The sequence below is a fragment of the Agrococcus carbonis genome, from assembly GCF_900104705.1.
Classification (GTDB): domain Bacteria; phylum Actinomycetota; class Actinomycetes; order Actinomycetales; family Microbacteriaceae; genus Agrococcus; species Agrococcus carbonis.
The window spans coordinates 179,417-196,548 of sequence record NZ_LT629734.1 but is presented as its reverse complement, the minus strand read 5'-3'; the positions used below and the strand labels follow the sequence as shown (position 1 = coordinate 196,548).

The 17,132-nt window shown below is 72.1% G+C and carries 15 protein-coding genes; 10 read left to right on the top strand and 5 right to left on the bottom strand.

From position 1 onward, the window contains the following. Positions 1-11: 11 nt before the first annotated feature. The 10 genes from uvrA (at position 12) to BLT67_RS00935 (ending at position 11,149) form a co-directional block, all read left to right on the top strand. Entirely contained in the window at positions 12-2,888 is a 2,877-nt protein-coding gene (gene uvrA / locus BLT67_RS00980) for an excinuclease ABC subunit UvrA (RefSeq protein ID WP_092664968.1), read from the top strand. Next, positions 2,885-4,798 carry an excinuclease ABC subunit UvrC gene (gene uvrC, locus BLT67_RS00975; protein WP_092664965.1) on the top strand — a complete coding sequence of 638 codons (1,914 nt, stop codon included), beginning with the start codon at positions 2,885-2,887 and terminating at the stop codon, positions 4,796-4,798. The genes uvrA and uvrC overlap by 4 nt, the downstream gene beginning before the upstream one ends. After that, positions 4,795-5,658 (top strand): RNase adapter RapZ, encoded by an 864-nt coding sequence (gene rapZ, locus BLT67_RS00970; RefSeq protein ID WP_407922509.1) that lies wholly within the window; start codon positions 4,795-4,797, stop codon positions 5,656-5,658. The genes uvrC and rapZ overlap by 4 nt, the downstream gene beginning before the upstream one ends. A 14-nt stretch (positions 5,659-5,672) precedes the next feature. Further along, positions 5,673-6,650, top strand: a complete 978-nt coding sequence (gene whiA, locus BLT67_RS00965) for a DNA-binding protein WhiA (RefSeq protein ID WP_092664962.1) — start codon at positions 5,673-5,675, stop codon at positions 6,648-6,650. Between the two features lie 82 nt (positions 6,651-6,732). Further along, positions 6,733-7,356, top strand: coding sequence for a superoxide dismutase (locus BLT67_RS00960; protein ID WP_092664959.1), 624 nt, complete (start codon positions 6,733-6,735; stop codon positions 7,354-7,356). A gap of 77 nt (positions 7,357-7,433) precedes the next feature. After that, positions 7,434-8,441 carry a type I glyceraldehyde-3-phosphate dehydrogenase gene (gene gap / locus BLT67_RS00955; protein WP_092664956.1) on the top strand — a complete coding sequence of 336 codons (1,008 nt, stop codon included), beginning with the start codon at positions 7,434-7,436 and terminating at the stop codon, positions 8,439-8,441. Positions 8,442-8,446: 5 nt separating this feature from the next. After that, entirely contained in the window at positions 8,447-9,667 is a 1,221-nt protein-coding gene (locus BLT67_RS00950) for a phosphoglycerate kinase (RefSeq protein WP_092664953.1), read from the top strand. Then, on the top strand, positions 9,667-10,452 hold the full coding sequence (gene tpiA / locus BLT67_RS00945; RefSeq protein WP_092664950.1) for a triose-phosphate isomerase: 786 nt from the start codon (positions 9,667-9,669) through the stop codon (positions 10,450-10,452). Before BLT67_RS00950 ends, tpiA begins: the two co-directional genes overlap by 1 nt. 92 nt (positions 10,453-10,544) lie before the next feature. Continuing rightward, on the top strand, positions 10,545-10,793 hold the full coding sequence (gene secG / locus BLT67_RS00940; RefSeq protein WP_092664947.1) for a preprotein translocase subunit SecG: 249 nt from the start codon (positions 10,545-10,547) through the stop codon (positions 10,791-10,793). Next, positions 10,793-11,149 carry an RNA polymerase-binding protein RbpA gene (locus tag BLT67_RS00935; protein ID WP_031223206.1) on the top strand — a complete coding sequence of 119 codons (357 nt, stop codon included), beginning with the start codon at positions 10,793-10,795 and terminating at the stop codon, positions 11,147-11,149. Before secG ends, BLT67_RS00935 begins: the two co-directional genes overlap by 1 nt. Positions 11,150-11,168: 19 nt before the next feature. On the opposite strand, the gene pgl is transcribed toward BLT67_RS00935, so the two are convergent. From pgl to tal, 5 genes are read right to left on the bottom strand one after another with little or no spacing between them, the layout of a single operon-like run. Further along, entirely contained in the window at positions 11,169-11,894 is a 726-nt protein-coding gene (gene pgl, locus BLT67_RS00930) for a 6-phosphogluconolactonase (RefSeq protein WP_092664944.1), read from the bottom strand. Next, positions 11,891-12,829: a glucose-6-phosphate dehydrogenase assembly protein OpcA gene (locus BLT67_RS00925; RefSeq protein ID WP_092664941.1), complete on the bottom strand. Its 939-nt coding sequence runs from the start codon at positions 12,827-12,829 to the stop codon at positions 11,891-11,893. The genes pgl and BLT67_RS00925 overlap by 4 nt, the downstream gene beginning before the upstream one ends. After that, positions 12,826-14,421 carry a glucose-6-phosphate dehydrogenase gene (gene zwf, locus BLT67_RS00920; protein ID WP_092664938.1) on the bottom strand — a complete coding sequence of 532 codons (1,596 nt, stop codon included), beginning with the start codon at positions 14,419-14,421 and terminating at the stop codon, positions 12,826-12,828. The genes BLT67_RS00925 and zwf overlap by 4 nt, the downstream gene beginning before the upstream one ends. Continuing rightward, complete coding sequence (locus BLT67_RS00915) at positions 14,418-16,013, bottom strand: glucose-6-phosphate isomerase (protein WP_092664934.1); 1,596 nt, start codon at positions 16,011-16,013, stop codon at positions 14,418-14,420. The genes zwf and BLT67_RS00915 overlap by 4 nt, the downstream gene beginning before the upstream one ends. Beyond that, a complete protein-coding gene (gene tal, locus BLT67_RS00910; protein WP_092664931.1) occupies positions 16,010-17,125 on the bottom strand; it encodes a transaldolase in 1,116 nt (371 codons plus the stop codon). The genes BLT67_RS00915 and tal overlap by 4 nt, the downstream gene beginning before the upstream one ends. Between the last annotated feature and the right edge of the window lie 7 nt (positions 17,126-17,132).

Sequence of the window (17,132 nt, the reverse complement as noted above, 5' to 3'; positions counted from 1 at the left end):
AGACTTGTTCGGTGACGATCACCACCACCAGCACCCCCGAGCTGCACGTGCGCGGCGCGCGCGAGCACAACCTCAAGGACGTCGATCTGCGCATCCCGCGCGACGCGCTGGTGGTCTTCACGGGGCTCTCGGGCTCGGGCAAGTCGTCGCTCGCGTTCGACACGATCTTCGCCGAGGGGCAGCGCCGCTACGTCGAGTCGCTCTCGGCCTACGCGCGGCAGTTCCTCGGCCAGGTCGACCGGCCCGACGTCGACTTCATCGAGGGGCTGAGCCCCGCGGTCTCGATCGACCAGAAGTCCACGAACCGCAACCCGCGCTCCACCGTCGGCACGATCACCGAGGTGTTCGACTACATGCGCCTGCTGTGGGCGCGCATCGGCGTGCCGCACTGCCACGTGTGCGGCGAGCGCATCCAGCGGCAGACCGTGCAGCAGATCGCCGACGAGCTCATGGAGCTGCCCGAGCGCACGCGGTTCCAGATCCTCGCGCCCGTCGTGCAGCAGAAGAAGGGCGAGTTCGCCGACCTGCTCCGCAACCTCGTCGCCACCGGCTATTCGCGCGCCGTCATCGACGGCGAGCTCGTGCAGCTCGCCGAAGCCCCGGCGCTCAAGAAGCAGGTCAAGCACGACATCTCGGTCGTCGTCGACCGCCTCGTCGCGGAGCCCGGGATGCTCTCGCGCCTCACCGACTCGCTCGAGACGGCGCTGCGGCTCGCCGACGGGCTCGTCACGATCGACTACGTCGACCTCGACGAGGCCGACCCGGAGCGCCGCCGCACCTTCAGCGAGAAGCTCTCGTGCCCCAACCGGCACCCCGTCGCGCTCACCGAGATCGAGCCGCGGACGTTCTCGTTCAACGCCCCCTTCGGCGCGTGCCCCGAGTGCACCGGCATCGGCACGCGCATGGCCGCCGACCCCGACCTCGTGATCGCCGACGAGGCGCTCTCGATCCGCGACGGCGCGATCCTGCCGTGGACGCAGTCGGGCAAGGGCCTCTACACGTACTTCGAGCGCCTGCTGACGGGCCTCGCGAAGGAGATGGGCTTCTCGCTCGACACCCCGTGGAACGAGCTCGACGCCGACGTGCAGCAGGTCGTGCTGCACGGCACCGAGGGCAACGTCATGGTGCAGTGGCGCAACCGGTACGGGCGCACCCTCAAGTACGCCTCCGGGTACGAGGGCGTCATGCCCTACATCCAGCGCAAGCACGCCGAGGCCGACAGCGACTGGGTGCGCTCGAAGCACGCCGAGTTCCTGCGCGAGGTGCCGTGCCCGGAGTGCGGCGGCGCACGGCTCAAGCCCGAGGTGCTCGCCGTGCTCGTGCACGGCATGTCCATCTCGACCGTCGCCGAGATGAGCCTCACCGACGCGCAGGCGTACATGCACGGGCTCGAGCTCGATGAGCGCGAGGCGACGATCGCGGCGGCCGTGCTGCGCGAGATCCGCGCACGGCTCGACTTCCTCATCCGGGTTGGGCTCGGCTACCTCACGCTCGCGCGCGCGGCCGCGACCCTCTCAGGCGGCGAGGCGCAGCGCATCCGCCTCGCCACGCAGATCGGCGCGGGGCTCACGGGCGTGCTCTACGTGCTCGACGAGCCCTCGATCGGCCTGCACCAGCGCGACAACCGCAAGCTCATCTCGACGCTCGAGGCGCTGCGCGACCTCGGCAACACGCTCATCGTCGTCGAGCACGACGAGGACACCATCCGCACCGCCGACTGGATCGTCGACATCGGTCCGGGCGCCGGTGAGCACGGCGGCGAGGTCGTGCACTCCGGCAGCTACGACGAGCTCATCGAGAACCAGGCGTCCCTGACGGGCGCCTACCTCGCGGGCCGCGAGCGCATCCCGGTGCCCGCCGAGCGGCGCCCGATCGACCCCGAGCGGATGCTGCGGATCGAGGGCGCGCGCGCCAACAACCTCCAGTCGATCGACGTCGACATCCCGCTCGGCGTCTTCGTCGCCGTCACGGGCGTGTCGGGCTCCGGTAAGTCGACGCTCGTGAACGACATCCTGCACAAGGTGCTCGCGAACGCGCTCAACGGCGCCCGCCAGGTGCCGGCGAAGCACACGCGCGTCACCGGTCTGCACCACCTCGACAAGGTCGTGCACGTCGACCAGGGCCCGATCGGCCGCACCCCGCGCTCGAACCCCGCGACGTACACGGGCGTGTTCGACAAGATCCGCAACCTCTTCGCCGAGACGGCGGAGGCGAAGGCGCGCGGCTACCTCGCCGGGCGGTTCTCGTTCAACGTCAAGGGCGGGCGCTGCGAGGCGTGCCAGGGCGACGGCACGCTCAAGATCGAGATGAACTTCCTGCCCGACGTGTACGTCGAGTGCGAGGTCTGCCACGGGCAGCGCTACAACCGCGACACGCTCTCGGTGCACTACAAGGGCAAGTCGATCGCCGACGTGCTCGCGATGCCGATCGAGGAGGCCGCCGAGTTCTTCGCACCCATCTCGTCGATCCACCGCTACCTCAAGACGCTCGTCGACGTGGGGCTCGGCTACGTGCGGCTCGGGCAGTCCGCGACGACGCTCTCGGGCGGCGAGGCCCAGCGCGTGAAGCTCGCGACCGAGCTGCAGCGGCGCACGTCGGGGCGCGCGATCTACGTGCTCGACGAGCCCACGACCGGTCTCCACTTCGACGACGTGCGCAAGCTGCTCGAGGTGCTCGACGGGCTCGTGCAGAAGGGCAACACCGTCCTCACGATCGAGCACGCCCTCGACGTCATCAAGAGCGCCGACTGGATCATCGACCTCGGCCCGGAGGGCGGCTCGGGCGGCGGCACGATCGTCGCGACGGGCACGCCCGAGGAGGTCGCGGAGGTGCCGGAGAGCTTCACCGGCGGCTTCCTGAAGGAGATCCTGGGCGCAGGCGTGCGATGAGCCGCCCGGCGGGCTCCCGCACGGTGCCGTACAAGCCGGCGCCCGGCACCATCCCGACCGCTCCGGGCGTCTACCGGTTCCGCGATGAGCACGAGCGCGTGCTCTACGTCGGCAAGGCGAAGAACCTGCGACAGCGGCTCTCGAACTACTTCCAGCCGCTCGAGACGCTGCACGAGCGCACCCGGCGCATGGTGCTCACCGCCGTGCGCGTCGAGTGGACGATCGTCGCGAGCGAGTTCGAGGCGCTGCAGCTCGAGTTCACCTGGATCAAGGAGTACGAGCCGCCGTTCAACGTGCAGTTCCGGGACGACAAGTCCTACCCGTACCTCGCGGTGACGATGGGCGACGACGTGCCGCGCGCGATGATCACGCGCAATCGCGGCATCCGGGGCGCGCGCTACTTCGGGCCGTACACGAAGGTCTGGGCCATCCGCGAGACCCTCGACCTGCTGCTCAAGGCGTTCCCGATGCGGTCGTGCAGCCAATCCGTCTACGATCGCGCCGAGCGCACCGGGCGGCCGTGCCTGCTCGGCGACATCGGCAAGTGCTCGGCGCCGTGCGTCGGCCGCGTCACGCTCGACGAGCACCGGGCGACGGCCCGCGACCTCGTCGCGTTCATGAACGGCGGCGACCAGGAGTTCGTCGACCGCGTGCGGGAGGAGATGCAGCGGGCGAGCGCCCGGCTCGAGTTCGAGCGGGCCGCGCGGCTCCGCGACCAGCTCGCCGCGCTCGAGTCGGTGCTCGAGCGCACGAGCGTCGTGCTCTCCGACCACGTCGACGCCGACGTCTTCGGCCTCGTGCACGACGAGCTGAGCGCCGCCGTGCACCTGTTCGCGGTGCGCGGGGGCCGCATCCGCGGCACGAAGTCGTGGGTCGTCGACACCGAGATCGATCTCACCGACGGCGAGCTCGCCACGCAGATCATGCGCATCGCCTACGAGGCGGGCGATCCGCCGGCCCGCGAGGTGCTGCTGCCGCGCCAGCCGGACTCGGTGCACGAGGTCGAGACGTGGCTCACCGAGCGCCGAGGCGAGCACGGCCTCCCGGGCCGCGTCGTCGTGCGGGTGCCGCAGCGCGGGGAGAAGCGCAAGCTCGCCGACTCGGCGACGGTGAACGCCGCGCACGCGCTGCAGGTCGCGCGCACGAAGCGCACGAGCGACTACGTCACGCGCTCGCAGGCCCTCGCCGACCTGCAGGAGGCGCTCGGCATGGCCGAGGCGCCGCTGCGCATCGAGTGCTTCGACGTCTCGCACCTCGGCGGCACGGGCGTGGTCGCCTCGATGGTCGTCTTCGAGGACGGCCTGCCGCGCAAGGACCAGTACCGCAAGTTCGCGATCGCGCAGACGACCGACGACACCGACTCCATCCACCAGGTGATCACCCGGCGGGCGCGGTACATCGTCGAGGGAGACCCCGAGGACTCCGGCACCCGATTCGCCTATACGCCCCAGTTGCTGCTCGTCGACGGCGGACGGCCGCAGGTGCAGGCGGCGAAGCGGGCGCTCGACGAGGCGGGCGTGCGCGGCATCGCGCTCGCCGGCATCGCGAAGCGGCTCGAGGAGCTCTGGCTCCCCGACGACGAGTACCCGGTGATCCTGCCGCGCACGAGCGAGGCCCTCTACCTCGTGCAGCGGCTGCGCGACGAGGCCCACCGGGTGGCGATCAGCTACCAGCGCGTCAAGCGCTCGAGCGCGATCGAGTCGCAGCTGAGCGGCATCCCGGGCCTCGGGCCGGCGCGCGTGCGCGCGCTGCTGCGGCACTTCGGCTCCGCGAAGCGCGTGCGCGCCGCCGCCCCGGAGGAGCTCGCGGAGGTGCCCGGCATCGGGCCGGCGCTCGCACAGGCCGTCGCGCGACGACTGGGCGCCGATACGATGGGCGCACCAGCCGAGGGACAGGGATCGCAGTCGTGAACGCCAGAGAGATCGTCATCATCACCGGGATGTCCGGTGCGGGCCGCACGACCGTCGCCAACGCGCTGGAGGATCTCGGCTGGTTCGTCGTCGACAACCTGCCTCCGACGATGCTCCGGGCGCTCGTGCGCACGGCGGCGGGGAACGCGAGCACCGAGCCGAAGCTCGCCATCGTCGTCGACGTCCGCGGCGGCGCCCTCTTCGACGACGCGCGCCGCTTCGTCGAGATGCTCCGCGCCGAGCACCAGGTGCGCGTGCTCTTCCTCGAGGCGAGCGACGCCGAGCTCGTGCGCCGCTACGAGCAGGTGCGCCGCCCGCACCCGCTACAGGGCGACGGCACGATCCTCGACGGCATCCGCATGGAGCGCACGCGCCTCGAGTCGTTGCGCGGCATGGCCGACGACCTGCTCGACACCACGGGGCTCAACCCGCACCAGCTCACCACCCGCGTGGGGGAGCGCTTCGCGCCCGGGGGCGAGCTCGAGGTGACGCTCACGGTGATGAGCTTCGGCTTCAAGTACGGGCTGCCGGTCGACGCCGACCTCATCGCCGACATGCGCTTCCTCCCGAACCCCTTCTGGATGCCCGAGCTGCGCGGCCACGACGGCACCGAGGCCGTCGTGCGCGACTACGTGCTGCAGCAGGAGGGCGCGGCCGAGTTCGCCGATCGCTACATCGAGGCGCTGGGGCCCGTGCTCGCGGGTTTCGCCCGCGAGAACAAGCTGCACGCCGTCCTGGGCGTAGGGTGCACCGGTGGCAAGCACCGCTCGGTCGCGATGGCCGAGCACCTGGCGGGGCGCCTCAACGGCACCCCCGGCCTGCGCGTCGCGGTGAAGCACCGGGATCTGGGGCGCGAATGACGAGAGGAGCTGGCGTGGCACTGACCGACGACGTCAAGGAGGAGCTCGCGCGGGTGCGCGTGACGCGACCCCAGACGAAGGCGGCAGAGGTGGCGACGCTGCTGCGCTTCGCCGGGGGCCTGCACGTGATCTCGAACCGCGTCGCGGTCGAGAGCGAGCTCGACTCCGCCGCGGCCGCGCGGCGACTCGCGCGGAGCATCCTCGAGCTCTACGGCGTGCGCGCCGAGATCGCGAAGATCTCCTCGGGCTCGAACCGCCAGAGCGGCGCGTACCTCGTGCGCGTCATCGCCGAGGGCGAGACGCTCGCGCGGCAGACCGGGCTCATGGATGCGCGGCGCCGGCCCGTGCGCGGCCTGCCGAACAAGGTCACGACCGGCTCGCTCGAGGACCTCGCCGGCATCTGGCGGGGCGCGTTCCTCGCGAACGGCTCGCTCTCGGACCCGGGGCGCTCGGCGGCGCTCGAGGTCGTCTGCCCGGGCAACGAGGCCGCGATGGCCCTCGTCGGCGCGGCCAGCCGGCTCGGCGTGCCCGCGAAGTCGCGCGAGGTGCGCGGCGCGCACCGCGTCGTGATCCGCGAGGGCGAGCCCATCTCGCGCATGCTCACGACCATGGGCGCCCACGAGACGGTGCAGGCGTGGGCCGAGCTGCGGCAGCGCCGCGAGGTGCGCGCGACCGCCAACCGGCTCGTCAACTTCGACGACGCCAACCTGCGGCGCAGCGCCCAGGCCGCCGTGGCCGCGTGCGCCCGCATCGAGCGCGCCCTCGAGATCCTCGGGCCGGAGGTGCCCGAGCACCTCGCGTACGCCGGGAGGCTCCGCCTCGAGCACCGCGATGCGAGCCTCGACGAGCTCGGCCACCTCGCCCAGCCGACGATGACGAAGGACGCCGTCGCCGGCCGCATCCGCCGCCTGCTCGCGATGGCCGACCGCGCCGCGCAGGACCGCGGGATCCCCAGCACCGAGGCCGCGGTCCCGGAGGACATCGACGTCTGAGCGACCAGCCTCGGCGGAGGTCGCCGTGGATAGGATCGAAGCGACCAATCGGCGCGTTCCGCGCGAGAGAGGAGAGCCAGCCATGGCCGTCTACACCCTTCCCGAGCTGCCGTACGACTACGCAGCGCTCGAGCCCCACATCTCCGCCAAGATCATGGAGCTGCACCACGACAAGCACCACAAGGCGTACGTCGACGGCGCGAACACCGCGCTCGAGAAGCTGCAGGCCGCTCGCGACGCCGACGACTTCGCGAACGTGAACAAGCTCGAGAAGGACCTCGCGTTCAACCTCGGCGGGCACACCAACCACACCGTCTTCTGGAACAACCTCTCGGGCGACGGCGGCGGCGAGCCCGAGGGCGAGCTGCAGGCCGCGATCGGCGAGTTCTTCGGCGACTTCGCGAAGTTCAAGGCGCACTTCACGGCGAACGCGACGGGCATCCAGGGCTCCGGCTGGTCGGTGCTCGCTTGGGACTCGATCGCTGCGCGCCTCAACGTGTTCCAGCTCTTCGACCAGCAGGGCAACGTGCCCGTCGGCGCGCACCCCATCCTCATGCTCGACATGTGGGAGCACGCGTTCTACCTCGACTACCTCAACGTCAAGGCCGACTACGTCAAGGCGTTCTGGAACATCGTCAACTGGCAGGACGCCCAGGCCCGCTTCGACGCGGCGAAGGCGCAGACCGCGGGGCTCATCACCCGCTGACCACCGTCACCATGTGACCGGGGCCCCGGGCACCGCGCCCGGGGCCCTTCCATCCCGACAGTCAGGAAGACCATCCCATGACTCTGAAGGTAGCCATCAACGGCTTCGGTCGGATCGGCCGCAACTTCGTCCGTGCAGCGCTTGCCCAGGGCGCTGACATCGACATCGTCGCGGTCAACGATCTCACCGACAACAAGACGCTCGCCCACCTGCTCAAGTACGACTCGGTCGCGGGCGTGATCGACGCGCCCGTCACGTTCGACGAGGGCACGATCAGCGTCGGCGACGACCAGTTCCGCGCCCTCGAGGAGAAGGACCCGAGCAAGCTCCCGTGGGGCGAGCTCGACGTCGACGTCGTCATCGAGTCGACCGGCCGCTTCACGAAGGTCGACGCCGCCTCGGCGCACCTCGAGGCCGGCGCGAAGAAGGTCATCCTCTCCGCTCCCGCGAAGGGCCCGGCCCCGACGTTCGTGATGGGCGTCAACCACGAGGACTACGACCCCGAGACCGACCACGTCATCTCGAACGCGTCGTGCACCACGAACTGCCTCGCGCCGCTCGCGAAGGTGTTCCACGAGTCGTTCGGCATCGAGCGCGGCCTCATGACGACCGTGCACGCCTACACGGCGGACCAGAACCTGCAGGACGGGCCCCACAGCGACCTGCGCCGCGCCCGCGCGGCCGCGCTGTCGATCATCCCGACCTCGACCGGCGCCGCGAAGGCGATCGGCCTCGTGCTGCCCGAGCTCAACGGCCTGCTCGACGGCTACGCGCTGCGGGTGCCGACGCCGACGGGCTCGATCACCGACCTCACCGTCACGACCCGCGACGGACTCACGGTCGACGAGGTGAACGCCGCCTACCGCGCAGCCGCCGAGTCGGGTCCGCTCAAGGGCTTCCTGCAGTACACGGAGGACGAGATCGTCTCGGCCGACATCGTCGGCAACCCGCACTCGTCGATCTTCGACTCGGGCCTGACCCGCGTGATGGGCGACCAGGTGAAGATCTCGTCGTGGTACGACAACGAGTGGGGCTACTCCTGCCGCCTCGTCGACCTCGCGGCGCACGTCGGCGCGAAGCTCTGATCCCGATGGCGATCCGCACCCTCGACTCGCTCGGCGACCTCGCCGGGAAGACCGTCCTCATCCGCTGCGACTTCAACGTGCCGCTGCAGGATGCGCGCATCACCGACGAGGGGCGGATCGTCGCCTCGCTGCCCACCCTTCGCGCCCTGCTCGAGCAGGGCGCGAAGGTGGTGGCGATGTCGCACCTCGGCCGCCCGAAGGGCGCGCCCGAGGCGCAGTACTCGCTCGCGCCCGTCGCGGAGCGGCTCGGCGAGCTGCTCGGCGCCGAGGTCGCGTTCGCGACCGACACCGTCGGCGACGACGCGGCACGCGTGCGCGCCGCGCTGCAGGACGGGCAGCTCGCGCTGCTCGAGAACCTGCGCTTCGACCCCCGCGAGACGAGCAAGGACGCCGCGGAGCGCGAGGCGTTCGCCGCCGAGCTCGCCGCCGGCGCCGACGCGTTCGTCTCCGACGGCTTCGGCGTCGTCCACCGCGAGCAGGCGAGCGTGTTCGAGGTGGCCGCGGCGCTCCCGAGCGCCGCGGGCCTGCTCGTCGAGCGCGAGCTCGACGTGCTCTCCCGCCTGACCGAGACGCCCGAGCGCCCCTACGCCGTCGTGCTCGGCGGCTCCAAGGTGAGCGACAAGCTCGGCGTCATCGAGCACCTGCTGCCGCGCGTCGACCGCCTGCTCATCGGCGGCGGCATGCTCTTCACGTTCCTCGCCGCGCAGGGCCACGGCGTCGCCGCGAGCCTCCTCGAGGAGGACCAGCTCGAGCGGGTGCGCGGCTACCTGCAGCGCGCCGACGAGCTGGGCGTGCAGCTGCTGCTGCCGACCGACGTCGTCGTCGCGGCCGCGTTCGACGCCGACGCCGAGCACGAGACGGTCGCGGCCGACGCGATCGAGTCGTCGCGCTTCGGCGCCTCCGGCATCGGCCTCGACATCGGCCCGGCCTCCGCCGCAGCGTTCGCGGACGCGATCCGCGACGCGCGCACCGTCTTCTGGAACGGCCCGATGGGCGTGTTCGAGATGCCGGCGTTCGCGGCCGGCACGCGCTCGGTCGCGCAGGCGCTCACCGAGGTCGACGGCCTCGCGGTGGTGGGCGGCGGCGACTCCGCGGCCGCCGTGCGCCAGCTCGGCTTCGCCGACGACGACTTCGGGCACATCTCCACCGGCGGCGGCGCGAGCCTCGAGTTCCTCGAGGGCGCACGGCTGCCGGGACTCGAGGCACTCGGCTGGGAAGGACACTGATGGCAGACCGCATCCCGCTCATCGCGGGCAACTGGAAGCTCAACCAGGATCACCTGCAGGCGATCGCGCTCGTGCAGAAGCTCGCGTGGACCCTGCAGGACGGCAAGCACGACCACTCGCAGGTCGAGGTGGCGGTCTTCCCGCCGTTCACCGACCTGCGCAGCGTGCAGACCCTCATCTCCGCCGAGCGCTTCGAGCTGCGCTTCGGCGCGCAGGACGTCTCGCAGCACGACTCGGGCGCCCACACCGGCGAGGTGTCGGCGGCGATGCTCGCGAAGCTCGAGTGCTCGTACGCGATCGTCGGGCACTCCGAGCGCCGGCAGGACCACGGCGAGACGGATGCGCTCATCGGCAAGAAGGCCGCCGCCGCCATGCGGCACGGGGTCACGCCGGTGATCTGCGTGGGGGAGACGGCCGAGGACCTCGAGCAGCACGGCGCGAGCGCCGTGCCCGTGCAGCAGCTGCGCGACGTGCTCGCCGAGCTCCCCGAGGCGGGCGAGATCGTCGTCGCCTACGAGCCGGTCTGGGCGATCGGCTCCGGCCAGGCTGCCACGAGCGAGCAGGCGCAGCAGGTGTGCCAGGCGCTGCGGCGGGTGCTCGCCGAGGTGCGCGGCGACGAGGCTGCGGCGGCGACCCGGATCCTGTACGGCGGCAGCGTCAAGTCGGGCAACATCGCCGGCTTCATGCGCGAGGCCGACATCGACGGCGCCCTCGTGGGCGGCGCGAGCCTCGACGCGGCGGAGTTCGCGGCGATCGCCCGCTTCCGCCAGCACGTCGGTACCTGACCTCCGCAGCCGCGGGGAAGACCTGCGGTAGGATGGACGTTGCACTCCGCACGGCCCTGTTCGGTCGTGCCCGCATTCGGAAAGAGAGCCCTGTGGAGATTCTCCAGATCATCATGCAGGTGATCCTCGGCATCACGTCGGTGCTGCTGACGCTGTTCATCCTGCTGCACAAGGGTCGCGGCGGCGGCCTGAGCGACATGTTCGGCGGCGGCGTCGGCTCGTCGATCGGCTCGTCGGGTGTCGCTGAGCGCAACCTCAACACGATCACGGTCGTCGTGAGCCTCGCATGGGTCGCCTCGATCGTCGTGCTCGGCCTCATCACGAAGTTCGCGAGCCTCTGATGGCGTCGGGAGGCAGTGCGATCCGCGGCTCGCGCGTCGGCGCGGGCCCCATGGGCGAGCAGGACCGCGGCTTCCACGCCGAGCGCGTGGCGGTCTCGTACTGGGACGCGATGGGCAACGAGACGGTCCGCTACTTCGCGGCCGACCTGCCCGAGGATGAGATCCCCGAGGTCATCGACTCGCCGTCGACCGGTCTGCCGGCCGGCCGCGACAAGGACAACCCGCCGCAGGTGGCGAAGAACGAGCCGTACAAGACGCACCTCGCGTACGTGAAGGAGCGCCGCACGCCCGAGGAGGCCGCCGAGCTGCTCGAGGAGGCGCTGCAGAAGCTGCGCTCCGCCGAGGGCCGCGGCTGAGGCGACCCCGACCGAGCCGCTAGCGGCCGTCCTCCTCCAGGAGGGCGGCCGCTTCGGCGTCGAGCAGCATGAGCGTCTCGCGGCGGCCCGCTGCGGTGACCGCGGGTGCCGCCTCCGGCGCCGCGCCGCCGCGCACGAGCGAGACGGCCTCGGCCTTGTCGCCGCCGGCGACGACGAGCCAGACGCGGTCCGAGGCGGTGATCGCACCGACGGTGAAGCTGATGCGCTCGGGCGGGGGCTTGGGGGAGTCGCGCACGGCGATGACCCCGACGCCCGGCTCGTGCACGCCCGGGTGGCCCGGGAAGAGCGACGCGATGTGCGCATCCGGCCCCATGCCGAGGAGCGTCAGGTCGATCTGCCCGAGCTCCGCGAGCATCGCGCTCGCCGCCGCGGCGGCGTCGTCGAGGCCGGCGTCACCGACGCCAGGACCGGCGGCGGCGGGCAGCTCGTGCACGTTGCCCGCGGGGATCGGCACGCGGTCGAGCAGCGCCTCGCGCGCCTGCCGGGCGTTGCGGTCGGGGGAGTCGGCCGGCACGAAGCGCTCGTCGCTCCACGTCACGTGCACGCGCTCCCAGTCGACAGCGCGGTCGGCGAGCGCGGCGAGCAGCTCGATGCCGACCGAGCCGCCCGTCAGGGCGATCGTCGCCCTGCCCTGGGCCTCGGTGAGCTCGGCCAGCAGCGCGGCGAGCCGGTCGGCGGTCTGCCCGACGAGGCTCGCGCGGTCGGGGTGGACGATGACGGTCATCTCGGCTCCTCTGCGATCGACTGCAGCACCTGACGGTACATGTCGTCGGGATCGAGCTTCCGCAGCTCCTCGGCGAGCTGATCCTGGAGCGCGCGCGTCGACAGCGCCACGTGGTGCGCCGGCTGGCCGGGCTGCTCGAGCACGCCGACCGAGTCGCGCACGCGCGTGAGAGACGAGTCGCCGCTCGTGCGCCGCAGCTGCACCGCGTGCAGGCCGCTCGAGCCGGTCGGGGTGTCGCCGGCCTCGAGCTTCTCGACCGGCACCTGCAGGCGCAGCCGCAGCCACGCCGCCATGAGGTGCACGCTCGGGTTGGCCAGGTCGCCGCTTACCGCGACCGAGCTCACCGGCTCGTACGGCGGCTGGTCGAGCAGCGCCGCGAGGTGCGCCCGCCAGTTCGTCAGCCGCGTCCACGCGAGGTCGGTGTCGCCCGGCGTGTAGCAGCCGGCGAGCGTGAGGATCGCCGCGTGCGGATCCGCCTGCTTGCCGGAATCGGTGATGCGGCGCTGCGAGATCTGCCCGAGCTGCGACGCCGAGGGCGTCTCGGGCATGAACGTCGGCCACCAGGCCACGACCGGCGCGTCGGGCAGCAGCAGCCCCTGCACGATGCCGAGCAGGTGCGAGCCGAGCTCGCCGTAGCACTGCAGCAGCACGACCTCGCTCGCGCCCGCGTCGGCGCCCACGCGCAGCTCGGCGTCGAGCCGCGCCTCCTCGCGGGCGTTGATGTGATCGGGGTTGCGGGAGACGACCAGCACGCGCATCGGGTGCTCGCGAGAGGCCTGGTTGGCCGCCCGGATCGCCTCCTCCTCGTGCCCGATCTGCGTGTGGACGACGAGCGTCAGCACGCGGCCGAGCGCGACGACGCCGCCCTCCTCGCGGATCTCGAGCATGCGCCGCTGCACCTCAGCGGTCGTGGTGCGGGAGAGTCGGATGATCACGGGCGCCTCCAGTGCCTGCCGTCGCGCGCGAGCAGCTCGTGGGCGCTGCGCGGGCCCCACGATCCGGGCTGGTACTGCTCGACGGGGCCGCCCTCGGCCTCCCAGTGCTCCTCGATCGGGTCGAGGATCCTCCAGGAGAGCTCGACCTCCTCGTGGCGGGGGAAGAGCGGCGGGTCGCCGAGCAGCACGTCGAGGATGAGCCGCTCGTACGCCTCGGGGCTCTCCTCGGTGAAGGCGTGGCCGTAGCCGAAGTCCATCGTCACGTCGCGCACGTGCATGCCGGGGCCCGGCACCTTCGAGCCGAAGCGCATCGAGACGCCCTCGTCGGGCTGCACGCGGATCACGAGCGCGTTCTCGCTCATGGTGCGCAGGTCGGAGGCCTCGAAGAGGTACTGCGACGCGCGCTTGAAGACGATCGCGATCTCGGTGACGCGGCGCCCGAGCCGCTTGCCGGCGCGCAGGTAGAACGGCACGCCCGACCAGCGGCGCGTGTCGACCTCGAGCTTGATCGCCGCATAGGTCTCGGTCGCGGAGTCGGGGCGCATGCCCTCCTCGTCGAGGAAGCCGAGCACCTGCCCGCCGCCGTGCCAGCCGCCGCCGTACTGCCCGCGGGCCGTCGAGTGCTCGAGGGGGAGCGGCACGCGCGCGGCGCGCAGCACCTTCTCCTTCTCGACCCGCAGGTCGGCGGCGTCGAACGACACCGGCTCCTCCATCGCCGTGAGGGCGAAGAGCTGCAGCAGGTGGTTCTGGATCACGTCGCGCGCGGCGCCGATGCCGTCGTAGTAGCCGGCGCGGCCGCCGACGCCGATGTCCTCGGCCATCGTGATCTGGACGTGGTCGATGTGGTTGGCGTTCCAGATCGGCTCCCACAGCGCGTTCGCGAAGCGCAGCGCGAGGATGTTCTGCACCGTCTCCTTGCCGAGGTAGTGGTCGATGCGGAAGACGCTGTCGGCGGGGAAGACCGACTCGACGACGTCGTTGAGCTCGCGCGCGGAGGCGAGGTCGTGGCCGAACGGCTTCTCGATCACCACGCGGCGCCAGCGGTCGCCGTCGCCCTCGGCGAGCCCGGAGCGCTTGAGCTGCTGGGTCACGAGCGGGAAGGCGTTCGGCGGGATCGACAGGTAGAAGGCGTGGTTGCCCATCGTGCCGCGCGTGCGGTCGAGCTCGGCGAGCACCTCGGCGAGCCGGTCGAAGGCCGCGTCGTCGTCGAAGTCGCCCTGCACGAACCGGATGCCCTCGGCGAGCTGCCGCCACACCGACTCGCGGAACGAGGTGCGGGCGTGCTGCTGCACCGCCTCGCGCACGACGTCGGCGAACTGCTCGTGGCTCCAGTCGCGGCGGCCGAAGCCGACGAGCCCGAAGCCCGGCGGCAGCAGGCCCCGGTTGGCGAGGTCGTAGACCGCCGGCAGCAGCTTCTTGCGCGCGAGGTCGCCCGTGACGCCGAAGAACGTCATCGCGTTGGGTCCGGGGATGCGCGTGAGGCGCTGGTCGCTCGGGTCGCGCAGCGGGTTGCTGCCGGCCGCGATCACCGCACCCGCGCCCGCGCCCGCGACCGGGGCCGGCTGCGCGGCCCCGGTCGAGGTGCCGGTCATCGCGATGCGGCGGCGAGGAGCCGGTCGAGGCCCTCGTCGAGGTCGTCGAGCGTGAGCGTCAGCACGGGGCGGCCGTGCTCGGCGAGCACGCTCGCGTCGCCGGACGCCTGCGCCTGGATCAGCTGGCCGAACGTGAACGGGCGGCCCGGGATCGCGAGGTCCTCGTGCGGCTGGCCGAGCAGCTGCAGGAAGACGCCGTTCGGCGTGCCGCCCTTGTGGTACTGCCCGGTCGAGTGCAGGAAGCGCGGTCCCCAGCCGAACGTCACCGGCCGGCCGGTGCGAGCGGCGAACGCCGCGCGCAGGCGCTCGAAGCGCGGCTGCCCGATCCGGTCGAGGTAGGCGTGGATCGCGAGGTAGCCGCCCTCGCCCAGCTGGGCGAGGAGGGCGTCGATGGATGCGTCGACCGTGTCGAGCGCGACGCCGTCGGTGCCGCGCACCTCGATGCCCGCATCCGTCGCCACGGGCGCAGCGGCGGGCTCGAGCGAGTCGAGCAGACCGCGCGCCGCGACCTTGGCCGACTCGACGTCGGGCTGGTCGAACGGGTTGATGCCGAGGAGGCGGCCCGCGACGGCGACCGCGAACTCCCACACGAGCAGCTGCGCGCCGAGCGTGCCCGCGACCTCGACCTCGCCCTCGGCGACCTCGCGCGCGTCGCGGGCCGAGCCCACGAGCCGCACGACCTGCAGGTCGTCGAGACCTGCGGAGAGCTCGGGCGCTCGCTTCTCGAGCACGATCGGCAGCAGGCCGAGGCCCTCCTTGCCGGTCGACTCGGCGATGAGCTGCTCGGCCCAGTCGCCGAGGCCCACGATGTGCGTGCCGTCGGCGACGATGCCCGTCTTGTCGCGCAGCGGCCGCGTGCCCGCGATCGCCGCCGCGAGCCGCAGGCCCGGGTTGTGCTCGGCATCCTCGCTGATCTCCGGCAGCACGGCGATCGCCTCGTCGATGAGCTCGCGCACGTCGACGCCGGCGAGCGCCGACGGCACGATGCCGAACGCGGTGAGCGCCGAGTAGCGGCCGCCGACGTTGGGGTCGGCGTTGAAGACGCGGTAGCCCGCGCGGCGGGCGTCGGCGTCGAGCGGCGAGCCGGGGTCGGTGACGACGATGATCCGCTCGGCGGGGTCGATGCCCGCGTCGCGGTACGCCGCCTCGAAGGCGCGCCGCTGGCTGTCGGTCTCGAGCGTCGAGCCCGACTTCGAGGAGACGACGAGCGCGGTGCGGTCGAGCCCGTCGCGGAGCGCGCGGCGCACCTGGTCGGGGTCGGTCGAGTCGAGCACCGTGAGGTCGACGCCCTCGGTGCGCGTGATCACCTCGGGCGCGAGCGACGAGCCGCCCATGCCCGCGAGGGCGATGCGGTCGACGCCGCGCTCGCGCAGCTGCCTGCGGAGCGCCTCGACGTCGTCGACGAGCCCGCGCGAGCCCGCGGCAGCCTCGACCCAGCCGAGCCGGATCGAGGCCTCGGCCTCGGCGGCCTCGCCCCAGAGCGTCGCGTCGCCGGCGACGAGCCGCCCCGCGACGCCGTCGGCGACGAGCTGCGGCACGACGCGGTCGATCGCCTCGGCGGCGGCCCCGGAGGCCGCGATGATGAACGTCATGCCTGGGCTCCCGCGGGGCTCATGTGCTCGCGCACGGTCTGGACGAGCTCGCCCCAGGAGGCGTCGAACTTCTCGAGGCCCTCGGTCTCGAGCAGCTCGACGACCTCGGTGTAGGAGACGCCGACGGCCTCGAGCGCGTCGAGCACGGCCTCGGCCTCCTCGAACGTGCCGGCGATGGCGTCGCCGGCGATCCGGCCGTGGTCGGCGACCGCCTCGAGCGTCTTCTCGGGCATCGTGTTGACCGTCTGCGGCGCGACGAGCTCGGTGACGTAGAGCGTGTCGGGCAGCGCCGGGTCCTTGACCCCTGTCGACGCCCACAGCGGGCGCTGCGTGTTGGCACCGGCCTCGAGCAGCGTGAGCGCGCGCTCGGTGCTGAACGCCTCGAGCCACACGCGGTACGCGAGGCGCGCGTTGGCGATGCCCGCCTTGCCCCGCAGCGCCGTCGCCTCCTCGGTGCCGATCGCGTCGAGCCGCTTGTCGATCTCGGTGTCGACGCGCGAGACGAAGAACGACGCGACCGAGTGGATCTTCGAGAGGTCGTGCCCCGCCTGCTGCGCCCGCTCGAGCCCCGTGAGGTAGGCGTTGATGACGTCGCGGTACCGGTCGAGCGAGAAGATGAGCGTCACGTTGACGCTCATGCCCGCCGCCGTCGTCGCCGCGATCGCCTCGAGGCCCTCCTGGGTCGCGGGGATCTTGATGAGCACGTTCTCGCGGCCGACGCGCTCGTGCAGCATCGCGGCCTGCGCGATCGTGCCCTCGGTGTCGCGGGCGAGGCCCGGCTCGACCTCGATCGAGACGCGGCCGTCGACGCCGCCGGTGGATGCGTAGACGTCGGCGAAGAGATCGCACGCCTGCGCGACGTCCTCGGTCGTGAGGGCCGTGATGACCTCGTCGACCTCCGCGCCGCTCGCCGCGAGCTCCTGCACCGCGGCCTCGTAGGACTCCCCGGCGGCGATCGCGTTGGCGAAGATCGTCGGGTTCGTCGTGACGCCCACGACGTCCCGCTCGGCGATGAGCTCGGCGAGGTTGCCGCTCGTGATGCGCTGCCGCGACAGGTCGTCGAGCCAGATGCTGACGCCGGCGTCGCTCAGGGCCCGGGTGTTCTCGTTCATTCTCTGC

Coding starts and splice junctions, on each gene's coding strand:
- uvrC (WP_092664965.1), top strand. CDS start 2,885: ATGAGCCGCCCGGCGGGCTCCCGCACGGTGCCGTACAAGCCGGCGCCC.
- BLT67_RS00960 (WP_092664959.1), top strand. CDS start 6,733: ATGGCCGTCTACACCCTTCCCGAGCTGCCGTACGACTACGCAGCGCTC.
- gap (WP_092664956.1), top strand. CDS start 7,434: ATGACTCTGAAGGTAGCCATCAACGGCTTCGGTCGGATCGGCCGCAAC.
- BLT67_RS00950 (WP_092664953.1), top strand. CDS start 8,447: ATGGCGATCCGCACCCTCGACTCGCTCGGCGACCTCGCCGGGAAGACC.
- tpiA (WP_092664950.1), top strand. CDS start 9,667: ATGGCAGACCGCATCCCGCTCATCGCGGGCAACTGGAAGCTCAACCAG.
- BLT67_RS00935 (WP_031223206.1), top strand. CDS start 10,793: ATGGCGTCGGGAGGCAGTGCGATCCGCGGCTCGCGCGTCGGCGCGGGC.
- pgl (WP_092664944.1), bottom strand. CDS start 11,894: ATGACCGTCATCGTCCACCCCGACCGCGCGAGCCTCGTCGGGCAGACC.
- zwf (WP_092664938.1), bottom strand. CDS start 14,421: ATGACCGGCACCTCGACCGGGGCCGCGCAGCCGGCCCCGGTCGCGGGC.
- BLT67_RS00915 (WP_092664934.1), bottom strand. CDS start 16,013: ATGACGTTCATCATCGCGGCCTCCGGGGCCGCCGCCGAGGCGATCGAC.
- tal (WP_092664931.1), bottom strand. CDS start 17,125: ATGAACGAGAACACCCGGGCCCTGAGCGACGCCGGCGTCAGCATCTGG.